Raw genomic sequence first — 21,203 nt, forward strand, 5'->3', positions numbered from 1 at the left:
GAGTGTCCGCGTGCCCGTCGCCCACCAGGTCCTGACGCACGCCGCCGACCCGGCGGTGCGCGGCCGTCCCGCCCTGCGCACCCCCGAGCGGTCGCGCACCTACGCCGCGCTCGCCGCGGACGTGCGCGCGGGCGCGACGCACCTCGGCGCGACGGGCACGCGCCCCGGCGACGTCGTCGCCGTGTCCCTGCCCGACCCGCTGGACCTGCTCACGGCGGTCCTCGCCGCCGACCACGCCGGCGCGACGCCGCTCGTGTGCGACCCGGCGTGGCCGCGCGCGCACCGCGCGGAGGTCCTGCGCACCCTCGCGCCGCGCACGTTCGTCGAGGTGCCCCTGCCGCGCGGGACCGGCGCCCTCCCCGACCTCGTGCCGGGGCTCGCGCCGCAGGGGGGTGCGGACCCCGGCACGGGCCACGAGCCCGGTCCGGACGACCTCGCGTGGGCGGGGTTCTCCTCGGGCAGCACGGGCCGGCCGCGCGCGGTCGTGCGCACGCGCGCGTCGTGGGCGGGCTCGTTCGACGACGTCACGCGGCTCCTCAGGCTGCGTCCCGCCGACACCGTGCTCGTCCCCGGCCCGCTCGCGTCGTCGCTCTACTGCTTCGCGGCCGTGCACACGCTCGCGGTCGGTGCGTGCGCCTACCTCACACGCACCCCGGCCGCCACGACCTCCGCGCTCGCGAGCAGCGACGTCGTGCACCTCGTGCCGCAGGTCCTCGACGACGTGCTCGACGCCGTCGCCGCAGGGGCGCCGTCGCGGCTGCGGCACGCGGTCGTCGGCGGGGCGTCCCTCGCCGCCGGGGCGCGGTCGCGCGCGGCGGCGCTCGGCATCGACGTGCTCGCCTACTACGGCGCGGTCGAGCTCTCGTTCGTCGCCTACGACCCCGACGGGTCGGGGCTGCGTGCGTTCCCGGGGGTCGACCTCGAGGTCCGGCCGCTGCCGCAGGCGAGCGTCGGCGAGGTCTGGGTCCGTTCGCCCTGGGTGTCCCGCGGCTACCTCGCGCGCGCCACCGGACCGCTGCGGCGCGACGGCGCGTGGAGCACCGTGGGCGACCTCGCCGACCCCCTGCCTGACCCGTCGACGTCGCTGTCCGCGGCCGGTGCCCCGCCCGGCAGGCTCGTGCTGCGCGGCCGCGGCGACGGGGCGATCCTCACCGGCGGGTCGACGGTCGTGCCCGAGGACGTCGAGGTCGTGCTGCGCGCCGTGCCGGGGGTCCGCGACGTCGTCGTGCTCGGGACCGCGCACCGGCGCCTCGGGGCGGTCGTGAGCGCCGTCGTGGAGTGCGACGACCGCCCCGGGCTGCGCGCCCACCTGGAGCGCGTCGCGCGCGCGGCGCTCGCCCCGGCGCAGCGGCCGCGGCGCTGGTACGGCACGCGCGCCCTCCCCCGGACCCCGTCGGGCAAGCCCGCGCGCGGGGCCGTGAGCGAGGCCCTGCTGGGGACCGACCCCGCGCGGTCGGGTCTGGAGCCGCTGCGGTGACCGCGCCGGGGGCGTGGGCGGACGCGCCCGTGGTCGTGGCCGCGCGCCGCACGTGGGTGGGGACCGCCGGGCACGGGCACCGGTCGTCGTCCGAGGTCGACCTCGCGGCCGGTGCGCTCGGCGCGACGCTCGGCGACGCGCGGGCCCTCGGGGTCGAGGACGACGTCGCCGACGTCCTGCTGGGGTGCTGCACCGGGCCCGGCGGGAACGTCGCCCGGGCCGCGGCGCTCGCCGCGGGCCTCGGCGTCACCGTGCCGGGGCTGACCGTCGACCGGCAGTGCGCCTCCGGTCTCGCCGCGGTGCTGCTCGCCGCGCAGCAGGTCCGCGCGGGCGAGGCGCGCCTCGTCCTGGCCGGGGGGACCGAGAGCGCGTCCCTCGCTCCCACGCGCGCCCACCGCACGTCGTGGGGCGACGTGCCGTACGCGCGCGCCGCGTTCGCGCCGACGCCGTGGGCCGACCCGGGCATGGGTGCCGCCGCCGACGCGCTCGCGCGCCGCCGCGGCGTGACCCGCGAGCGCCAGGAGGCGTACGCGGTGCGCAGCCACGCACGCGCCCTCGCCGCGCACGCGGGCGGACGGTTCGCGGCCGAGACGGTCCGGGTCGGCGCGCCGACGCGGTCGCTCGCGCGCGACGAACGGGCGCGGCGCCTCGACCCCGCGGTGCTCACCCGCCTCTCGCCGGCCTTCACGCCCGGCGGCACGGTCACCGCCGCCACCGCGAGCCCGGTGAGCGACGGCGCGGCGGCGGTCGCGGTCGTGCCCGAGCGCGTCCGGCGCGGGCTCGGGGTCCCGGGTCTGCGCGTGCTCGCGTCGGCGACGGTCGGTTGCGACCCGGCGCTGCCCGGGTGGGGGCCGGTCCCTGCGGTGCGCGCGGCGCTCGACCGCGCGGGCACGCGGCTGGACGACGTCGCGGCGGTCGAGGTCGTCGAGGCGTTCGCCGCGCAGGTCCTCGCGGTGACGGACGCGCTCGGCCTCGACCCGCTCGGCGACCCCACCGACGACGCGCGGGTCTGCGCCGACGGCGGCGCGCTCGCGCTCGGGCACCCGTGGGGCGCGAGCGGCGCGGTGTCGGTCGTACGGCTGTTCTCCCGGCTCGTGCGCGCGGGTGCACCTGCTGGGACGCTCGGTCTCGCGACCGCGGCCGTCGGCGGCGGCCTGGGTGTCGCGGCCGTGCTGGAGGTCGTCCGGTGATCGCGCGCGCCCGGTCGGCCCGGCGGCGACGAGCCGCCGCCGGGATCATCTCGACCGCGCCGGCGGACGGGTCCGGCGCCCTCCTCGCGACGGGCACCCCGGCGACGCCCGACCACGACCCCGCCGGGCCCGCCTGCACGGTCCGGCTCGAGGACGTGCACGTGCGCCTCGGCGAGCGCGACGTGCTGCGCAGGGTCGACCTCGAGCTGCGCGAGCGGCGCGTGGGGATCGTCGGGGCCAACGGCTCGGGCAAGAGCACGCTCGCGCGCCTGCTCAACGGGCTCGTCGTGCCGACGTCGGGCCGGGTCCTGGTCGACGGCCTCGACACGCGCCGCGACGGCCCGGCGGTCCGTCGGCGCGTGGGGTTCGTGTTCACGGACCCGGACGCCCAGATCGTCATGCCGACGGTCGCGGAGGACGTCGCGTACTCGCTGCGCCGCCACTCTCCGGCCGAGCGCGACGCCCTCGTGCGGGCGGCCCTCGCCGCGCGCGGCCTGGCGGACCACGCCGACCACCCCGCCCACCTGCTCTCGGGCGGGCAGAAGCAGCTCCTCGCGCTCACGTCGGTGCTCGCCGCGGGGCCGCGGCTCGTCGTCGCCGACGAGCCCACGACGCTCCTCGACCTGCGCAACACGCGGCGGTTCGCCGCCGAGCTCGCGGCGCTCCCCCAGCAGGTCGTGCTCGTCTCGCACGACCTGTCGCTCATGGACGCGATGGACCGCGTGCTCGTGGTGGACGACGGACGGGTCGTCGCCGACGACGCGCCGGGGCCCGCCGTCGCGCGCTACCTGCGCCTCGTCGACGGGGCGTCGTGACCCCGGGCACCTACCGGCCGGGGTCGTCGGTCCTGCACCGCGCCCAGGCCGGGGCCAAGCTCGTGGGGCTGGCGGCGGCGTCGGCCGTCGTGCTCCTCGTGTCCTCGCCGGCGGGGGTCGGCGCGGTGGTCCTCGCCGTCGGCGCGCTCTACGCGGTCGCCGGCGTGGGACGGCGTGCGGCGTGGGAGCAGGTGCGCCCCCTGCGCGTGGTCGTGCCCGTGCTCCTCGCCGTCCAGTGGCTCGCCCTCGGCCTGGTGCCGGCGGTCGTGCTCACGACCCGGCTCGTCGCGCTGGTCGCGCTCGCGGGGCTCGTGCTCCTCACGACCCGGACGTCCGCCGTCCTCGCCGCGATCGAGCGGGGGCTGCGGCCGCTGCGCCGCCTCGGCGTCGACGCCGACCGTGCGGCCCTCGTCCTGTCGCTCGCCGTGCGCTGCGTCCCCGTCGTCGCCGCGCTGGCCCAGCGCGTGCGGGACGCGTGCCGCGCCCGGGGCCGCGAGCACGACGTCCGCGCCTACGCCGTCCCGCTCGTCGTCGGCGCCCTGCGCCAGGCCGACGCGCTCGGCGACGCGCTGCGCGCCCGCGGCCTCGACGACTGACGGCCCGTCCCGCCGTCGTGCCGAGATAGAGCGCTGGTCTCACGAGGTAGAGCCCTGGTCACGACCAGACCTCTACCTCGCTGTACCAGTCCTCTACCTCGCCGCACCAGGCCTCTACCTCGCGGAGAGGGCGCTCTCATCGGGCCGCAGGCTCGCCGGTGGCGCGGCGGCCGCGGAGGGAGACGACCGCCGCGACGAGGATGCCGACCACGGTCACGACCAGCAGGGCGCGATAGTCGACGGCACCCACGAGGGCCGCGCCGACCACGGTCAGCACGAGCTGCGGGACGTTGACCAGCAGCAGGCTGGCGGCGGCGACGCGCCCCTGGAGGCCCGGGGGCGTCCGGAGCTGCCGCTCGGTGACGAAGCCGACGATCGACCAGGTGGCGCCGAGCCCGACCGCGCCCAGCCCGAGCACGATCGCCACGACGTTCGTCCCCGTCGCGGGCACGATGCCGAGCGCGAGCACCAGCAGCCCGAGGGCGACGAGCCGCTGCGCACCCCAGCGGGCGACGAGGCGGGCCGCCGTGAGCCCCGCGACGATCGCCGTGAGCGCCTGGACCGAGGAGATGGGACCCAGCAGCTCCGGGGCCAGCCCGAGCCCGTCCTCGACGATCGCGAGGCTGACCGCGTTGAGCAGCCCGACCCCCGCGAACGCGACGAGCATGGCGAGGGTGAGCACGCCGAGCGGTGCCGTCCGCACGAGGTGGCGGAAGCCCGCCGTCATCTCGGCCAGGTACGGCTCGCGCTCGGCGGTCGGGGTCGGCGGCGTCTCGACGAGCCGGATCCGGCCGATGACGGTCCCCGCGACGGCGAACGCGACGGAGGCGGCGACCACGAGCGGCCACGCGCCGGCGAGCGCGTAGGCGCCCGCGCCGACGACCGGCATGAGGAGGCGGAAGACCTGGTCGATCGTCGTGAGCCGGCCGTTCGCGGGGGCGATCGCCTCGTCCGGGAGCATGTCCCGCACGAGGCCCGCCTGGGCCGCCGCCGTCGCGAACCCGACCCCCGAGTAGATCACCGTCACCACGAACACGAGCCAGACCTGCTCGGGCCCGCGGACGGCGAGAAGGGCGAGGAGGCTCACGGCCCCGACGAGGTACGTGACGACGAGCATCCGTCGCCGCGACACCCGGTCGGCGAGCTGCCCGAGGAGCGGGGACGCGAGCGCCGGCAGGCCGAGCGCCGCGAACACGAGCCCCGCGGCACCGTTCGAGCCGGTGAGGTCCTTCACCCACACGGCGAGGATGATCGCGAGGACCGAGTCGGCGAAGTTCGTGAACCCCCACGCGACCGACAGGAGCCGGAACCCGCGGGACCGCAGCGCGGCCCGGGGGTCCGGGGCGTCGTCGAGCTCGGCGACGGGGGCGGTCGCGGTGCCGGGTTCCGGCGCCACCTGGGGCGCCACGTGGGGCGCGTCTTGGGGCGCGTCCTGGGGCACGTCCCCGGGAGCGGGTGGGGCGGCGACGTCGGTCGGCTCGGGGGTCGCGCTCATCGGGGGGCCTCCGGGAGATCGGCGTTGACGACGGAGAAGAGACGCGCACGGCGCGCGCCCGCGGGACGGAGCGACGGGTCCTCCCAGCGCCCCCGGAACCGGTCGGTGAGCGCCTCGACCTCGCGGGCGAGGGCGTCGAGCTCCTCGCGGGTCGCGTAGAAGGACGCGCCGGTCATCGTGGAGGCGAGGAGCCACTGCGGGTCGTCGGTGGCCGCGCCGGCGAGCCACGTCCGCACGCGCGCCGCCTCCTGGTCGATCATGAGGCTCGCGACCGCGCCCGCCGCGTGCAGCGTCTCGGGCACGTCGGGGTCGAACGTCGTCTGCCGCCCCCGCCCGACGGAACGCCACGGCCGCTCCTTGCCGCGCCGCTCCGCCGGCTCGACGTACCCGTACTTGGCGAGCATGCGCAGGTGGAAGGAGCAGCTCGCCACGGACTCGCCCATGACCTCGGCGCACCGCGTCGCGGTCACCTCGCCCTCGTCGTCGAGCAGCGCGAGGATCCGCAGGCGGAGCGGGTGGGCGAGCGCCCGGATGGTCGCCGGGTCGCGGGCGACGACCTGGCCCGCCTCGGGCCGGGGGCCGCGCGGGAGCGTGTCCGACGACGGCACGGGGGCGGGATCGCTGGGCGCGCCCGGGTCGTCCGGGCCGGTGGCGTGAGGGTCGGCCGATGTGCTCATGCCCTCACGCTAGTTCACGAAAGACTTCTTGCGCAAGAGTTCTTTAGCGAGACTCCGGCACCTCTTCCGAGTCGCCGCGACGCCGCACCCGCCCGTCGTGGACGCGACTCACCACGACCACCACGCCCAGGACCGCCACGGCGAGGGACAGGCCCGCCAGGACGTCGGTGAGGAAGTGGTACCCGAGGTAGAGCCGGCTCAGCGCCACGGCCCCGATCACGAGCACGGAGGCGACCGCCCAGACCGCGAGGACCCGCGGGTCGTGGTGGCGGTGCCACACCAGGTACCCGCCCACCAGGACCAGCGTGGCCGCGCCGATCGTGTGCCCGGACGGGAAGGAGAACGATCGCTCCACCCCGGCGACGACCATCGACGCGTCCGGCGGCCGCGGCCGGGCGATCACCGCCTTGAGCACGGTCGAGACCAGCGTCGCGAGCAGCATGGCCCCCGCGAGCAGGCCGGGTTCCCACCACGCCCCCGTGCGCCGCGCCCACACCACGCACCCGACCGCGACGAGAACGGGCAGCACGAACGGCCCCGACACTGTCGTGACCACCGTGAGGACGCCCGTCACGACCGGCGTTCGGTGCGCGACCATCCACGCGAGCAGGGGCTCGTCGAGCCGCCACAGGTCGTCCTGCTCGCGGACCGCGTCCAGGAGGAGGGCGAAGCCCGCGACCCCCGCGAGCACCAGGAGCAGGCCCGGCCACACGCTCACGAGGACCCCGCGCAGCGACGCGCCGCCCGGCGTCCCGCCCGTCCGCCTCTCCCCCGCGCTCATCCCCGGAGGCTACGCACGGCGGGCCGACGCCGCACCGCGACCGTCCGCCGTCGGGCACCGGGGCGCGACCCGACGCTCGTGGCGAAAAAAGGATGCACCGCCCACGACCCCCGTGGTCGTATGTACCCACACCGCGGTGACGTCCGTCCGGTCCGTACCGGGCGGTGGAGGGTCCGGCCAGACCCACGAACCCAGCGTCACGAGAGCAGAACCATGCATCCCTTGATCACGTACGACGTGGCGGCCCTCAGCCGTCGCGAGCAGCTGCAGGAGCAGACCCTGCGCCGGTCGCAGCTGCGCCGCACCACGACCCGCGTCCCGGCGAACACCCGGCAGGCCCGCCTGCCGCGGCGTACCGCATGACGCGCACCGACCGCTCGCCGAGCCGGGGCCCCTCCCCGACAGGCGGCGGCGCACCCCGTCGAAGGCCCCGACCGTCCGGACCCTGGTGGACCGGACAGCCGGGGCCTTCGTCGTGCGCGCCGCGGATAGGCTGTGGCCCGTGAGTCCTGTGAACGCGAACGAACGCATCGTCTGGATCGACTGCGAGATGACCGGGCTGGACCTGGGCGCCGACGCCCTCGTCGAGGTCGCCGCCGTCGTCACCGACTCCGAGCTCAACGTGCTCGGCGACGGGGTCGACGTCCTCGTCCGGCCCCCGGCCGAGGCGCTCGAGCAGATGGGCGACTTCGTCCGCCAGATGCACACGACCTCCGGGCTGCTCGACGAGCTCGACGAGGGCCTGACGCTCGCCGAGGCCGAGCAGCGCGTCCTCGACTACGTCCGCACGTGGGTCCCCGAGCCGGGCAAGGCGCCGCTGGCCGGCAACTCCGTCGGCACCGACAAGGGGTTCCTGGACCGCGACATGCCCGCGCTCATGAGCCACCTGCACTACCGCATCATCGACGTGTCCTCCGTCAAGGAGCTCTCGCGCCGCTGGTACCCGCGGGCGTACTTCTCGTCGCCGGAGAAGCACGGCGGGCACCGCGCGCTCGCGGACATCCTCGAGAGCATCGACGAGCTGCGCTACTACCGCGCCGCCGTGTTCGTCCCGCAGCCCGGTCCCGACTCCGCGACGGCGCGCAAGGTCGCCGAGCAGGTCGTGGCGACGAGCGTCACGCGCGGCCGGACCCGACCCGCGGACGACGAGGTCGAGACGTCCGTGGCCACCGTCACAGGACCCACCGACGCCTGACCTCGAAAAGCGGTCCGGGAGCACCCCGCGGACCGGGTACACTTTTCGACGGCCGGTGCTTCACGCCCGGTCATGGTGGGTATAGCTCAGCTGGTAGAGCACCTGGTTGTGGTCCAGGGGGTCGCGGGTTCAAGTCCCGTTACTCACCCCAGTCATACGAGGCCCGGGTCGGTCGGAGGAGCTCCTCCGACGGACCCGGGCCTTCGTCGTCCGGCGCGCACCCCGCGCAGCGCCATGACGACACCGGCCCGCGAGGGAGGCGAGTCGTGGCCGAGAACACCGGTCCGAGCACCCGTGGCGACCTGTGCGTCCGGGTCGTCCCGGTCTTCCAGGGGCTCACGCCCGAGCAGCAACTCGGCGTCGCCGCGGTCGCCCGACCGACGACGGTGCGCCCGGGCGACCGCCCCTTCGCCCACGTCGCCACGTCACTGCTCCTGGTCGTGCACGCGGGCCGCTTCAAGGTCGCACGCTCGGACGCGGAGGGGCGCGAGCAGGTCCTGCGGGTCCTGGGCCCGGGCGACTTCCTCGGTGAGTCCGGCTTCCTCACCGGCCGGCGCTCGGAGCACGTCGTCACCGCACTGGAACCGGGCCGGCTGTGCGTCTTCCGGCACGCGGACCTGGGCGAGCTCGTGCGGCGCCACCCCTCCATCGCCTTCCGGATGCTCCAGGCGGTCAGCGCCCGGCTGGACGACGTCGAGCAGCGCCTGGCGTCCGTCGTCTCCGGCGGGGTGGGAGCCCGGCTCGCGGAGTACCTGTTGTCGCTGCCGGCCCGGGGCACGCGGTCGGGTACCACGACCGGGGCGGCGCCGGAGACCGTCGTCCGGCTCCCGCTCGCGAAGAAGGACGTCGCCTCGCTGCTCGGCACGACGCCGGAGTCGCTGAGCCGACAGCTGCGCAGGCTCCACGACTCCGGCGTCATCGCTCAGCGCGCAGGCGGGGAGATCGTCGTCCTCGATGCCGACGTCCTCATGGATCTCGCCGCGCGGTCCTGACCGCCCGGGACGGCGGCGGCCGACCGCGGCCGGCGGGCGAGCCGCATCGCGTTGACGACGACCACGAGCACCGAGGCCTCGTGAACGAGCATCCCGACGGCCATGGTGACCCCACCGACGAGGATCCCGGTGAGCAGCGCGGCGACCGTGACGAGCGCGATCACGATGTTCTGCCGCATGGTGCGCACCGTGCGGCGCGCGAGCGAGACCGCGTGCGGCACCTTGAGCAGGTCGTCGCCCAGCAGCGCGACGTCGGCCGTCTCGATCGCGACCCGCGTCCCCGCAGCGCCCATCGCGACCCCGACGTCCGCCGCGGCGAGGGCCGGGGCGTCGTTCACGCCGTCGCCGACCATCGCGACGGTGTACCCCTCGCGCTGGAGGTCCCGCACGGCCGCGAGCTTCTCCTCGGGCAGCAGCCCCGACCGCACCTCGTCGACGCCGGTCTCGGCGGCCACGGCCCGCGCGACCGGGTCGACGTCGCCGGTGAGCACGACGATCCGGCGCACGCCGACCGCGCGCAGCCGGGACACCATCGACGCCGCGTCGGGTCGCACCTGGTCCGCGACCGCGACCACGCCGAGCACGGCGTCGCCCCGGGTGACCACCATCGGGGTCCGTCCGGCCGCTGCTCGTTCCGCCATGACGGCAGCGGCGCGCCCGGCGCCCACGACGTCACGCCCCGCCAGGAGCGCAAGGTTGCCGACGGCGACCGGCACGCCGTCGAGCACCGCCAGCACGCCCCTGCCGGGGACCGGCTCGGTGTGCTCGGGAAGACCGACGACGACGTGCCCCGACTCCGCGGCGGCGTCGACGACCGCGCGGGCGAGCGGGTGCTCCGAGCCTGCCTCCACGCGCGCGGCGGTCAGCAGGACGTCGTCCTCGTCGGCCGCCGGGTCCAGCACGACCACGTCGGTCAGGCGGGGCCGGCCCTCGGTGAGCGTGCCGGTCTTGTCGAGCGCGACGGCGTCGACCCGGGCGACCGTCTCCAGGAACTCCCCGCCCTTGACGAGGACCCCGTCCCGCGCCGCGCGGCCGATGCCGGCGACGACGGACACGGGGATCGAGATGACGAGCGCGCCCGGGCACGCGACGACGAGCAGAGTCAGGGCGAGCAGCACGTCGCGCGTGAGCACGCCGACGGCCACGGCGAGCACGATGACGGCCGGCGTGTACCAGGCCGAGAACCGCTCCATGAACCCCTGGGCGCGTGCTCGGGCGTCCTGCGCCTCCTCGACCCGGTGGATGATCCGAGCGAGCGTCGTGTCCTCCCCCACGCCCGTGGCGGTCACCTGGAGGAGCCCGGCCGTGACGATCGTCCCCGCGAACATCGCGTCCCCGGCGACCTTCTCGGCCGGGATCGACTCCCCCGTGACGGAGGACTCGTCCACGGCCCCCACGCCGCGGAGGATCGTGCCGTCCACCGGGACCTTGGCCCCGTTCTTCACCAGCACGGTCTCACCCGCCGCGACGTCGGCCGCCGTGACCTCGACCTGGCGCCCGTCGCGCAGGACGACGGCGGCGTCCGGCAGGACGGCGACCAGCTCGGCCAGCGCGGCGCGGGTCCTGTCGAGCGTGGCCGACTCCAGAGCGTGCCCGACGGCGAACAGGAACGTGACGGCCGCCGCCTCCCAGAAGTTCCGGACCAGGATCGCTCCGACGGCCGCCACCGCGACCAGGAGGTCGATGCCGATGCTCCGCGCCGTGAGCGCGCGCCAGGCCGCGACCGCGACCGGCGCGCCCGCGACGACGGCGGCCGACACCATGAGGGCGTCGGACCACCACCCGTGCCCGGCGAGCGCGGAGGCCGCAAAGGACGCGAGGACCAGCGTCCCGGCTGCCGCCGGCACCGCCCATCGACCCCGCGCCCAGGCACGGAGGCGCGGGCCGGCGCTGCGGGCCGTGAACCCGCCCGGGGCGTTCATGCGAGCGCGGGGCGCGCGACGTACCCCGCCCTCGCGACCGCGGCCACGAGGTCCTCGACGCCGGAGACCGCGGGGTCATGCACGACCTCGATCCGCGCGGACGCGAACCGGACCCGCACCGACCGGACGCCGTCGAGCCGACCGACCTGCTTCTCGATCTTCGCCACGCACGAGGGGCAGGAGAAGCCGTCCGCCCGCAGGATCGTGGTGACGTCCATCGTCGTGCTCATCGTGGTTCTCCCGTCGTCGCGCGGCCCCTCGTGGGCCGACGAGAACGACGCTAGGGAGACCGGCCGCAGTTGTCCTTGACCCTGGTCAAGTGGTGACGGGCGTCATGCTCGGCCATCGAGGGCCGTCGAGGGCCGTCGCCGCTCAGGTCGTGCGGTGCGAGGCGACGGCGAGCACGCCGCCCAGGCCGATCATCATGCCGCCGCCCGTCGCGCGGACCGCGCTCAGGCGCCGCGGGGAGGAGGCGAACCAGGACCGGGCCGCGCCGGCGGCGAGCGCCCACGCGCTGTCGCAGACGAACGCGATCACCGTGAAGACCAGCCCGAGCACCATCATCTGGGCGGGCACGCGACCGGCGTGGAAGTCCGTGAACTGGGGCAGGACGGCGACGAAGAACACGATGGTCTTCGGGTTCGTCACGCCGACGACGTAGCCCTGCCGCACGACGCGCCACCACGGCTCGCGCACGGGCGCGACGTCGACGTCGACGTCGACGGCCCCCTCGCGCCGGTGCCGGATCGCCTGGACGCCGAGGTAGACGAGGTAGGCCGCGCCGACGAGCTTGACGGCCGTGAAGACGGCCACGGACGTCGCGACGACCGTGCCGACCCCGAGCGCCACGGCGACGACGAGCGTCAGCGCGCCGAGCTCGTTGCCGAGGACGCTCAGCACCCCACCCCGGTGCCCGAGCGTGAGCGACCGGCCGACGACGAAGAGCACGCTCGGCCCGGGGATCACGACGAGCACGAGCGAGGCGAGGGAGAAGGCGAGCAGGGAGTCGAGGGGCGGCACAGCGCCACGATAGGCCCCGACGTGGTGTACGTCACGGGAGAATCCCGCGGCGCCCCCGGGCGGCCCGCGCCGGACCGGCGTGGTGCGCGACGGCGCGAAGCCGACGTACCGGTGCGAGTGCGACGTGTCGGTGGTTCGTCGTACGGTCTGTGAGACGCGAGGCATTGCGCTTGACTGGCCGAACCGCGGTCGTGGTTGGGTGGAGGCCGTTCACCGACTGTCGGGAGGCAGCGCCCCATGATCGAGTTCCGATCGGTCACCAAGACGTACCCCGACGGCACGGCGGCGGTCGCGGACTTCGACCTGGTGATCCCGCCCCACCGCACGACGGTGCTCGTCGGGTCGTCCGGGAGCGGCAAGACGACGCTCCTGCGCATGATCAACCGCATGGTGGAGCCCACGTCGGGCACGATCGAGATCGACGGCGCGTCCATCCTCGACCGCGACCCCGTGAAGCTGCGCCGCAGCATCGGGTACGTCCTGCAGAACGGCGGGCTCCTCCCCCACCACAAGGTCGTCGACAACGTGGCGACGGTGCTGCGCCTCGAGGGCACCCCGCGCCGGCAGGCGCGCGACCGTGCGCTCGAGCTGCTCGACACCGTGGGCCTCGACCGCGCGCTCGCGGACCGCTACCCGAGCCAGCTCTCGGGGGGCCAGCAGCAGCGCGTCGGCGTGGCGCGCGCGCTCGCCGCGGACCCGAACATCCTGCTCATGGACGAGCCGTTCGGGGCCGTCGACCCGATCGTGCGCGCCGAGCTCCAGACGGAGACCATCCGGCTGCAGCGCGAGCTGGACAAGACGGTCGTGTTCGTCACGCACGACATCGACGAGGCGTTCCTGCTCGGCGACCAGGTCGTCATCCTCGAGAAGGGGGCGCAGGTGGCCCAGATCGGGTCCCCGAGCGAGATCCTGGAGAACCCCGCGAGCGAGTTCGTCGCGAGCTTCATCGGGGCGGAGCGGGGCGCCCGGGCTCTGCACACCAAGCGCACCGAGCACGGGACCGTGCTCGTGGACGGCACGGGACGCACCCAGGGCGTCCTGGTCGACGACCGCGCCGAGGGCGGCGCATGACCTGGGTCCTGGACAACCTCGACCTCATCGGCCGTCTCACGGTCGAGCACCTCAGCCAGTGCGTGGTGCCGATCGTGCTCGGGTTCCTCGTCTCGATCCCGCTGGGCTGGCTCGCCTTCCGGTTCCGCCTCACGCGGGGCCTCGTCCTGACGCTCGTCGGCCTGCTCTACACGATCCCGTCGCTCGCGCTCTTCGCGCTGCTCCCGCCGCTCCTCGGCATCAGCTTCCTGTCCGAGCTGAACCTGGTCGTCGCCCTGACGATCTACGCCGTGGCCATCATGACCCGGTTCGTCGCGGACGCCCTCGCCTCGGTCGACCCGACGGTCCGCCAGGCGGCCCTCGCGGTCGGCTACGGGCCGTGGCGGCGCTTCTGGCAGGTCGACCTCCCGCTCGCCGGACCGGTCGTGCTCGCCGGGCTGCGCGTCACCGCCGTGTCGACCATCTCGCTCGCGACGGTCGGCATCCTCATCGGGATCGACAACCTCGGCTACCTCTTCACCAACGGCTACCAGCGGCAGATCGTCGCCGAGATCCTCTCGGGCGTCGTCGCGGTCGTCGTCATCGCCCTGCTCGTCGACCTGCTGCTCGTGCTCGCCGGGCGAGCGGTCATGCCCTGGTCCAGGAAGGTGCGCGCATGAACCTGTTCTCTGACGCGATCGCCTGGATCTTCTCCCCCGCCCGGCTCACCGGCGCGCTCCCCCTCCCGGAGGCGATCTGGAGCCACCTCGCGTTCACGTTCGTCTCGGTGCTCATCGCCGCGGCGATCGCGATCCCGGCAGGCTGGGCCATCGGCCACACGGGTCGCGGCCGGGAGTTCGCCGTCGCGCTCTCGGGTGCGGCCCGCGCCGTCCCGTCGTTCGGGCTCGTCCTGCTCCTCGTCCTCGTCTTCGGGGTGACGCACAAGGTCACCGCGTCCGTCACCGCGTTCGTCCTCCTCGCGATCCCGCCGATCCTCGCGGGCGCCTACGCCGGTGTGGAAGCCGTCGAGCGGCGCGTCGTCGACGGCGCCCGGTCCGTCGGCATGACCGGGTGGCAGGTGCTCTTCAAGGCCGAGGTGCCGCTCGGGCTCCCGCTGCTCATCGGCGGTCTCCGCTCCGCGACCCTCCAGGTGGTCGCGACCGTCACGCTCGCGGGCTACATCGGCAACTGGGGCCTCGGCTTCTACATCGTCCAGGGCATCCAGATCCGCGACTTCTCCCAGATCCTCGGAGCCTCTCTCCTCGTCGTCGTCCTGGCCGTCGTGCTCGACGCGCTGTTCGCGATCCTCCAGCGGGTCGTCGTCCCGCGCGGCGTGACCGTCGGCCGCTCCTCGGACGACGCACCCGCCCGGCGGCGCCGTCGCCGGGTCCCCGCACCGACCACCGCCTGATACTCGGGCCCGACCTCCCGCACCGCACTCCGCCCGACCCTCCCGGCCCCCGGGACGGCCCTCAGAAAGGCAGACACATGCGCAGCACCCGACGCACCGCCGCCCTCGTCGCCGCAGCGGCGACCGCCGTCCTCACGCTCACCGCCTGCGGCGGCGGGTCCGACCCGCTCGACGCCGACACCGGGGCGTCCGACGGCAGCGCCTCGTCCGACACGATCGTCATCGGCTCCCAGGCCTACGACTCGAACGAGATCATCGCCGAGATCTACGCCCAGGCCCTGGAGGCCGAGGGCTTCACGGTCGAGCGGAACTTCTCGATCGGCCAGCGCGACGCCTACATGCCCGCGCTCGAGGACGGCGAGATCCAGCTCTTCCCGGAGTACACGGGCAATCTGCTGCAGTTCTTCGACCCGGAGACCACCGCGACGTCCCCCGAGGACGTCTACGCCGCGCTCCAGGACGCGCTGCCCGACGGGCTCACGGTCCTCGACCAGTCGAGCGCGACCGACCAGGACTCGTACAACGTCACGGAGGCCTTCGCCACGGAGCACGACCTCACGAGCCTCGCGGACCTCGCCGGGCTCGACGTGCCGCTCACGCTCGGCGGCCCGGCGGAGCTCGAGCAACGCCCCTACGGCCCGCAGGGTCTCAAGGACGTGTACGGCGTCGACGTCTCCTTCGTCGCCACCGGCGACACCACGGTGCAGGACCTCGTGGCCGGCACCGTCAACATCGCCAACGTGTTCAGCGCCGACCCGAGCATCCAGACCGAGAACCTCGTGACGCTCGAGGACCCCGAGGGCCTGTTCCTCGCGTCCAACGTGGTGCCGCTCGTCAACGCGGACCTCGCCGACGAGATCGCGGACGTCATCAACCCGGTCAGCGCGGCCCTCACCCCGGAGGGCCTGATCGCCCTGAACGTCGAGTCCCGGGTCGACCAGCGTTCGCCCGAGGACATCGCGGCGGACTGGCTGTCGGAGAACGGCCTGGCCTGACCGCCGGCCCTGCAGGATCGTGGCCCGTCCCGGTCCCCGGGACGGGCCACGGTCACGAGCCGGCCGGCAGCCGGTTCCCGACGTCGGTGCGCGACGTCAGGAGGTGACGTCAGTGCGCGACGCGCGCGGCGATCGCGTCGGCGAACCGGTCGAGCGACCCCGGGGCGAGGGCGAGGAACAGCGACGGCTCGGTGAGCTCGAGCTCGATGACGACGACGCCACCGTCGTTGCCCGTCACGACGTCGACGCGGGCGTAGAGGAAGCTCGTCACGTCCCCGCCGCCGACCGCGTCGGCCGCCACCGCGAGCGCCCGGCGCGCGACGTCGAGCTGCTCCTCGGTCGCGGTGAACGGGCTCATCTCCTCCTGCTGGTACAGGCCGCGGGTGGGGCGGTGCGGGCCGGTGAGGAGCGCGTTCTTGCGCACGGCGTGGGAGAACTCGCCGTCGACGAAGACGAGGCCCGTCTCGCCCGCGGTGTCGACGCTCGTCACGTACGGCTGCACCATGACCTCGCGCCCCGAGACCAGCAGGTTCTTCGCGTGCTGGATCGCGAGCCCGCGCGAGTGCGCCTCGCCGGCCTGGTAGCGGCCCGTGTCCTTGGCGCCCGCGCTGACGACCGGCTTGATGACGAAGTCGCCCTGAGCCGGCAGGCGCGTGTGGATCGCGCGCGAGGACAGGTTGCGTGCCGGGTCGAGCCACAGCGTCGGGATGACCGGGATCCCCGCGCCCTCCAGCTCGCGCAGGTAGCCCTTGTCGGTGTTCCAGCGCAGCACGGCCTCCGTGTTGAGGATGCGCGGGACGCGCGTCGCCCACGCGACGAACTCGTCGCGCCGGGTCGAGTAGTCCCACGTCGAGCGCACGACGACGGCGTCGAACGCGCCCCAGTCGACGTCCGGGTCGTCCCAGACGGCGGGCTGCGCGGCCACGCCGCGGGCGTCGAGCGCGCGCACGAGCGGCGCGTCGTCGGGGTCGAGGTGCGGCAGGACGGAGCACGTCGCGAGAGCGACGCGCGGGGCTGAGGTCTCGGTCGTCACGCCCTGAGCCTAGGGGACGGGGCCGCCGCGCGGGCGTCCGGCCCCTGTGACGTGCCCGCCCGGGCGGCGTGCGCTCCTGCGGCGGCTCCGTGTGCGCCTACAGCCCGTACTCCTCCAGGAAGCGCAGCCAGACCTCGCTCACCGTCGGGTAGGACGGCACCGCGTGCCACAGGCGCCGCAGCGGCACCTCGCCGACGACGGCGATCGTCGCGGCGTGCAGCATCTCCGCCGCGTCGGGGCCGACGAAGGTGGCGCCGACCACGACCTCGCGCGCGGCGTCGACGACGAGCTGGGCGCTGCCGGCGTAGTCCTCGGCGCGCACGGCGGCGCCGGAGACGTTCGCGAGGTCGTACCGCACGACCCGCACGTCGATCCCGGCCTCGCGCGCGGACGACTCGGTGTGCCCGACGGCGGCGACCTCGGGACGCGTGAACACGACCTGCGGGGACGCGACGCCGTCGGCCGTGGCGGCGAACCGCGACCACGGCTCGGGCGCGGACCCGACGGCGGGCGCCCGCTCCCCCGCGGTCGGCGCCCCGTCGGCGTCCGGGTCGCCGAACCGGGCGGCGACGACGTCGCCCACGACCCGGCCCTGGTACTTGCCCTGGTGGGTCGTCGCGACCCGCCCGGTGACGTCGCCCGCGGCGTACAGCCAGCCGCCGGCGTCGTCGGCGCCCGGCGCGACCCCTCGGACGAGCATCGTGTCGTCGACGTCGAGCGCGCGCCCCGGGACGAGCCCGACCGCGTCGACGCCGAGGTCCTGGGTCCGCGGGACGCGGCCGGTCGCGACGAGCACGCGCGCCGCGGTCACGGGCGACAGGTCCGGCGCCCCGTCGGCGCCGCCCTCGCCCCGCCGCGACCCGGCGGCCGACAGCGTGAGGCGCGCCCCGCCGTCGGGCAGCGCCTCGACCGACTCGGTGCCCACGCCGAGGCGCACGTCCACGCCGAGCCCCCGGAGGGACGCGGCCACCGCCTCGCCCGCCCACGGCTCCGTCCGACCGAGCAGCCCCCCGCGCGAGAGGACCGTGACGCGTGCGCCCAGGTCGGTGAACGCGACGGCCATCTCGGTCGCGACCACTCCCCCGCCCACGATCACGAGCGACTCCGGCACGTCCTCGACCGCCGTCGCCTCGCGGCTCGTCCAGGGGTTCGCGTCGGCGAGGCCGGGCACGTCCGGGAGCACGGGGACGCTCCCGGTCGCGACGATCACCGCGTGCCGGGCCGCGATCCGCCGCGTCCGCGGGAGGTCGTCCGGGTCGGCGTCGGGCTCCTCGGCGACGACCTCCACGACGCGCGGCCCGACGATCCGTCCCAGCCCGCGCACGAGCGCGATCCCCGCGCCCTCGACCCACGAGACCTGGCCGCCGTCGTCCCACTCCGCGACCATCGCGTCGCGGCGCGCGAGGACGGCAGGGACGTCGAGCGCGTCGTCGACGCCCACCCCGGGGACGCCCCGCGCCTCGGCGCGCGCCGCGCCGGGCCGCAGGAGCGTCTTGGAGGGGATGCACGCCCAGTAGGAGCACTCGCCCCCCACCAGCTCGGCCTCGACGAGCGCGACGCTCAGGCCCGTGCGCCCGGCGCGGTCGGCGGCGTTCTCCCCGACGGGACCGCCGCCGATCACGATCACGTCGTAGGTCTCGTCGGGCGCGGTCTCCTGCTGCGGGTCGCTCGTCATGGGCCCATCCTCACGCGGTGTCGCGGTCGTCGCTCAACGGGACGTCGGCGGGCTCGTCGGCGGGCTCGTCGGCGGGCTCACGCGACGCGCGCCTCGTCGAGCCGGTCGAGGACCTGCCGGACGGTCTCGGCGACGGACCACCCTGTGGTGTCGAGGTGCAGTCCGCCCGGCGTCGACCGGGCCGCCGCGGCGAACTCGTCCGGCGTCCAGTCCCCGTACCCCTGCTTGTGCCGGGCGGCGTCGCGCACGGCGAGCGTCGCGGCGTCCGGGGTGAGCACGACGGCGTAGCACGGCCGGGTGCGCACGCGCGCCGTGAACCGCTCCAGGTCGGGCCCGAGCAGGATGTCCTGGACGACGGCGGCCACGCCGGCCGCGGCGTAGGTGTCCGCGGCCTGCGCCGCGAGCACCTGCCGCAGGTCGAGCTGGGCGCGGGCCGCGCCCGACAGCGGCGGCGCCATCGACGCCTGCCCGCTCACGACGAACCGGCGGAACATGTCGCCGCGCACGTGCGCCGCCAGGGGGAACGTCCGGGCGAGCGCGTCGGCGACCGTCGACTTGCCCGAGGCCATCGCCCCGGTGACCACGAGGACGGGTGCCTGGCCGGCCTCGGGGACGACGGCGTCGGGCCGGGACGGGGAGGGCATGGCGGGACGGTACGCCACTGGCGACCGCCCGGGCCACAGGATTCCCGGGACGGGCACACGCAGGAGGCCCCGGCCCGTCGCCCGGACCGGGGCCTCCTCGCGAGGTGCGCGAGACGGCGTCGCGCGCTAGTGCACGACCGCCTTCTCTGCGCCCGCGCCGGTGAGCGAGCGGACCTCCATCTCGGCGAACTTCTCCGGGTGCGGCTTCTCCTTGCTGAGCAGTGTCCCGAGGATCCCGAGCAGGAACGCGAGCGGGATGGAGATGATGCCGGGGTTGCTCAGCGGGAAGATCGCGAAGTCGATGTCCGTGTTCTTGATCATCGACAGGCTCGCGCCCGTCACCGGGTCGACCTTGCCGGACACCACGGGCGAGAACGCGATGAGCACGACGCACGAGACGAGCCCGCCGTACATGCTCCACAGCGCCCCGGACGTGTTGAACCGCTTCCAGAACAGCGAGTAGAGGATGGTCGGCAGGTTCGCGCTCGCCGCGACGGCGAACGCGAGCGCCACGAGGAACGCGACGTTCTGGCCCTGGGCGAAGATGCCGCCGAGGATCGCGAGGATCCCGATGACGACGACGGTGATGCGCGCGACCTTGACCTCGCCGTCGGGCTTCACCTCGCCCCGCTTGATGACGTTGGCGTAGATGTCGTGCGCGAAGCTCGCCGCCGCGGTGATCGTCAGACCCGCCACGACGGCGAGGATCGTCGCGAACGCGACGGCGGAGATGAAGCCGAGCAGGATCTCCCCGCCGAGCGCGAACGCGAGCAGCGGCGCCGCCGAGTTCACTCCCCCTGGGGCCGCGCTGATCGTCTCCGGCCCCACGAGCGCCCCGGCGCCGTACCCCAGCACGAGCGTGAACAGGTAGAAGATGCCGATGAGCCAGATCGCCCACACGACCGAGCGGCGGGCCTCCTTGGCCGACGGCACGGTGTAGAAGCGCATGAGCACGTGCGGCAGCCCGGCCGTGCCGAGCACGAGAGCCAGGGCGAGGGAGAGGAAGTCGAGCTTGGTCGTGCCGGTCGCGCCGTACTGCTTGCCCGGCTCGATGAGTGCCTCGCCGCCGACGCCCGCCTTGTCGATGGCGCCCTGGAGCAGGTCGGAGAGGTTGAAGCCGAACTTGGCGAGCACCCACACCGTCATCACGGCCGCACCCGCGATGAGCAGCACGGCCTTGATGATCTGCACCCACGTGGTGCCCTTCATCCCGCCGACGAGCACGTAGAGGATCATCAGCGCGCCCACGACCGCGACGACGACGCTCTGGCCTGCCGTCGTGTCGATGCCGAGCAGCAGCGCCACGAGCCCGCCCGCGCCGGCCATCTGGGCGAGCAGGTAGAAGAACACGACGGCCAGCGTCGCGAGCGCCGCCGCCATCCGCACGGGCCGCTGCTTGAGCCGGAACGACAGCACGTCGGCCATCGTGAACTTGCCCGTGTTGCGCAGCAGCTCGGCCACGAGCAGGAGCGCGACGAGCCACGCCACGAGGAAGCCGATCGAGTAGAGGAACCCGTCGTACCCGTTGATCGCGATGGCGCCGCAGATCCCGAGGAAGCTCGCGGCGGAGAGGTAGTCGCCCGCGATGGCCGTGCCGTTCTGCGGCCCGGTGAACGAGCGGCCGCCCGCGTAGTAGTCGGCCGCCGACTTGTTCTGCCGGGACGCGCGCAGCACGATCACGAGCGTCACCGCGACGAACACGCCGAAGATCGCGATGTTGACGACCGGGTTGCCGACGTCCGTGGCCTCCGCGGCCAGCGTCGGCGCGCTCACAGCTCGTCCTCCTCGATCTCGCGGCGCAGCTCGTCGGCCGCGGCGTCGAACCGCCTGTTGGCCCAGCGCGCGTAGATCATGGTGATCGCGAACGTGGACACGAACTGCCCCAGGCCGAAGAGCAGCCCGACGGTGATGTTCCCCCAGACCTTGGTGCTCATGAAGTCGTGGGCGTAGTTCGCGAGCAGGACGTAGACGAAGTACCACACGAGGAAGAGCGCGGTCATCGGGAACACGAAGTTCCGGAACCGTCTGCGCAGGTCCTGGAACTCGGGCGAGCGTTGCACGCGCTGGTAGTCGGTCTCTTCGGCGGGCCCCGGTCCGGGGACGGCCGTCACGTCGGTCATGACGCCTCCGTTGGCTCATTCCGTTGACTGACAGAGAGCCCGCACCCCGCAGACGGCCACCTGTCGACGCGACCGCACGCGACACTGCGTGCCCGGGGCGACCTTCTCCCCCGGCACAATGTGCCGTAGATCACTT

The 21,203-nt window shown here is 74.9% G+C and carries 22 protein-coding genes and 1 tRNA gene; 12 read left to right on the forward strand and 11 right to left on the reverse strand.

Features of this window, described 5'->3' with window-relative positions; translation table 11 throughout:
- Positions 1-10 precede the first annotated feature (10 nt).
- The 4 genes from NF338_RS19065 to NF338_RS19080 all read left to right on the forward strand — a co-directional run bounded on the left by NF338_RS19065 (position 11) and on the right by NF338_RS19080 (position 4,078).
- Positions 11-1,477 (forward strand): class I adenylate-forming enzyme family protein, encoded by a 1,467-nt coding sequence (locus NF338_RS19065; RefSeq protein ID WP_264032207.1) that lies wholly within the window; start codon positions 11-13, stop codon positions 1,475-1,477.
- On the forward strand, positions 1,474-2,667 hold the full coding sequence (locus NF338_RS19070; RefSeq protein WP_264032208.1) for a thiolase family protein: 1,194 nt from the start codon (positions 1,474-1,476) through the stop codon (positions 2,665-2,667). Before NF338_RS19065 ends, NF338_RS19070 begins: the two co-directional genes overlap by 4 nt.
- Before the next feature lie 155 nt (positions 2,668-2,822).
- On the forward strand, positions 2,823-3,482 hold the full coding sequence (locus tag NF338_RS19075) for an energy-coupling factor ABC transporter ATP-binding protein (RefSeq protein WP_264032278.1): 660 nt from the start codon (positions 2,823-2,825) through the stop codon (positions 3,480-3,482).
- Positions 3,479-4,078, forward strand: a complete 600-nt coding sequence (locus NF338_RS19080; RefSeq protein ID WP_264032209.1) for an energy-coupling factor transporter transmembrane component T family protein — start codon at positions 3,479-3,481, stop codon at positions 4,076-4,078. Before NF338_RS19075 ends, NF338_RS19080 begins: the two co-directional genes overlap by 4 nt.
- 136 nt (positions 4,079-4,214) lie before the next feature.
- Here NF338_RS19080 and NF338_RS19085 read toward each other — a convergent pair whose 3' ends face one another.
- The 3 genes from NF338_RS19085 to NF338_RS19095 are packed head-to-tail and all read right to left on the reverse strand — an operon-like array spanning position 4,215 to position 7,031.
- On the reverse strand, positions 4,215-5,573 hold the full coding sequence (locus NF338_RS19085) for an MFS transporter (RefSeq protein WP_264032210.1): 1,359 nt from the start codon (positions 5,571-5,573) through the stop codon (positions 4,215-4,217).
- Entirely contained in the window at positions 5,570-6,250 is a 681-nt protein-coding gene (locus tag NF338_RS19090) for an ArsR/SmtB family transcription factor (protein WP_264032211.1), read from the reverse strand. The genes NF338_RS19085 and NF338_RS19090 overlap by 4 nt, the downstream gene beginning before the upstream one ends.
- A gap of 43 nt (positions 6,251-6,293) precedes the next feature.
- Positions 6,294-7,031, reverse strand: a complete 738-nt coding sequence (locus NF338_RS19095; protein ID WP_264032212.1) for a phosphatase PAP2 family protein — start codon at positions 7,029-7,031, stop codon at positions 6,294-6,296.
- Positions 7,032-7,244: 213 nt separating this feature from the next.
- Between NF338_RS19095 and NF338_RS19100 the strand changes: the two genes are divergently transcribed.
- From NF338_RS19100 to NF338_RS19115, 4 genes are all read left to right on the forward strand, one after another.
- Positions 7,245-7,394: a hypothetical protein gene (locus tag NF338_RS19100; protein ID WP_156533217.1), complete on the forward strand. Its 150-nt coding sequence runs from the start codon at positions 7,245-7,247 to the stop codon at positions 7,392-7,394.
- 187 nt (positions 7,395-7,581) lie between these two features.
- Complete coding sequence (orn, locus tag NF338_RS19105; protein ID WP_375823162.1) at positions 7,582-8,226, forward strand: oligoribonuclease; 645 nt, start codon at positions 7,582-7,584, stop codon at positions 8,224-8,226.
- Between the two features lie 75 nt (positions 8,227-8,301).
- Positions 8,302-8,377, forward strand: a tRNA-His gene (locus tag NF338_RS19110).
- A gap of 115 nt (positions 8,378-8,492) precedes the next feature.
- Positions 8,493-9,218 (forward strand): Crp/Fnr family transcriptional regulator, encoded by a 726-nt coding sequence (locus NF338_RS19115; protein WP_264032215.1) that lies wholly within the window; start codon positions 8,493-8,495, stop codon positions 9,216-9,218.
- Here NF338_RS19115 and NF338_RS19120 read toward each other — a convergent pair.
- The 3 genes from NF338_RS19120 to NF338_RS19130 all read right to left on the reverse strand — a co-directional run bounded on the left by NF338_RS19120 (position 9,149) and on the right by NF338_RS19130 (position 12,160).
- Complete coding sequence (locus NF338_RS19120; protein ID WP_264032216.1) at positions 9,149-11,140, reverse strand: heavy metal translocating P-type ATPase; 1,992 nt, start codon at positions 11,138-11,140, stop codon at positions 9,149-9,151. The genes NF338_RS19115 and NF338_RS19120 overlap by 70 nt on opposite strands.
- The gene (locus tag NF338_RS19125) at positions 11,137-11,370 is read right to left on the reverse strand and encodes a heavy-metal-associated domain-containing protein (protein ID WP_264032217.1); all 234 of its coding nucleotides are present in this window, start codon (positions 11,368-11,370) and stop codon (positions 11,137-11,139) included. The genes NF338_RS19120 and NF338_RS19125 overlap by 4 nt, the downstream gene beginning before the upstream one ends.
- A 142-nt stretch (positions 11,371-11,512) precedes the next feature.
- A complete protein-coding gene (locus NF338_RS19130; RefSeq protein WP_264032218.1) occupies positions 11,513-12,160 on the reverse strand; it encodes a LysE family translocator in 648 nt (215 codons plus the stop codon).
- Positions 12,161-12,397: 237 nt separating this feature from the next.
- Here NF338_RS19130 and NF338_RS19135 point away from each other — a divergent pair, with 237 nt between their 5' ends.
- From NF338_RS19135 to NF338_RS19150, 4 genes are all read left to right on the forward strand, one after another.
- On the forward strand, positions 12,398-13,231 hold the full coding sequence (locus NF338_RS19135; protein WP_264032219.1) for an ABC transporter ATP-binding protein: 834 nt from the start codon (positions 12,398-12,400) through the stop codon (positions 13,229-13,231).
- Positions 13,228-13,869 (forward strand): ABC transporter permease, encoded by a 642-nt coding sequence (locus NF338_RS19140; protein WP_237842265.1) that lies wholly within the window; start codon positions 13,228-13,230, stop codon positions 13,867-13,869. Before NF338_RS19135 ends, NF338_RS19140 begins: the two co-directional genes overlap by 4 nt.
- Positions 13,866-14,600: an ABC transporter permease gene (locus NF338_RS19145; protein ID WP_264032220.1), complete on the forward strand. Its 735-nt coding sequence runs from the start codon at positions 13,866-13,868 to the stop codon at positions 14,598-14,600. The genes NF338_RS19140 and NF338_RS19145 overlap by 4 nt, the downstream gene beginning before the upstream one ends.
- 77 nt (positions 14,601-14,677) lie before the next feature.
- On the forward strand, positions 14,678-15,595 hold the full coding sequence (locus NF338_RS19150; RefSeq protein ID WP_264032221.1) for an ABC transporter substrate-binding protein: 918 nt from the start codon (positions 14,678-14,680) through the stop codon (positions 15,593-15,595).
- Between the two features lie 109 nt (positions 15,596-15,704).
- Here NF338_RS19150 and NF338_RS19155 read toward each other — a convergent pair whose 3' ends face one another.
- The 5 genes from NF338_RS19155 to NF338_RS19175 form a co-directional block, all read right to left on the reverse strand.
- The gene (locus NF338_RS19155) at positions 15,705-16,628 is read right to left on the reverse strand and encodes an ATP-grasp domain-containing protein (protein ID WP_264032222.1); all 924 of its coding nucleotides are present in this window, start codon (positions 16,626-16,628) and stop codon (positions 15,705-15,707) included.
- A gap of 97 nt (positions 16,629-16,725) precedes the next feature.
- Positions 16,726-18,303, reverse strand: coding sequence for a dihydrolipoyl dehydrogenase family protein (locus NF338_RS19160; RefSeq protein WP_264032223.1), 1,578 nt, complete (start codon positions 18,301-18,303; stop codon positions 16,726-16,728).
- Positions 18,304-18,380: 77 nt separating this feature from the next.
- On the reverse strand, positions 18,381-18,947 hold the full coding sequence (locus NF338_RS19165; RefSeq protein ID WP_264032224.1) for an AAA family ATPase: 567 nt from the start codon (positions 18,945-18,947) through the stop codon (positions 18,381-18,383).
- Between the two features lie 126 nt (positions 18,948-19,073).
- Positions 19,074-20,720 (reverse strand): cation acetate symporter, encoded by a 1,647-nt coding sequence (locus NF338_RS19170; protein WP_264032225.1) that lies wholly within the window; start codon positions 20,718-20,720, stop codon positions 19,074-19,076.
- Positions 20,717-21,067: a DUF485 domain-containing protein gene (locus tag NF338_RS19175; protein ID WP_087471630.1), complete on the reverse strand. Its 351-nt coding sequence runs from the start codon at positions 21,065-21,067 to the stop codon at positions 20,717-20,719. Before NF338_RS19175 ends, NF338_RS19170 begins: the two co-directional genes overlap by 4 nt.
- Positions 21,068-21,203: the final 136 nt, after the last annotated feature.

Source organism: Cellulosimicrobium sp. SH8 (assembly GCF_025818875.1).
GTDB lineage: Bacteria > Actinomycetota > Actinomycetes > Actinomycetales > Cellulomonadaceae > Cellulosimicrobium > Cellulosimicrobium cellulans_D.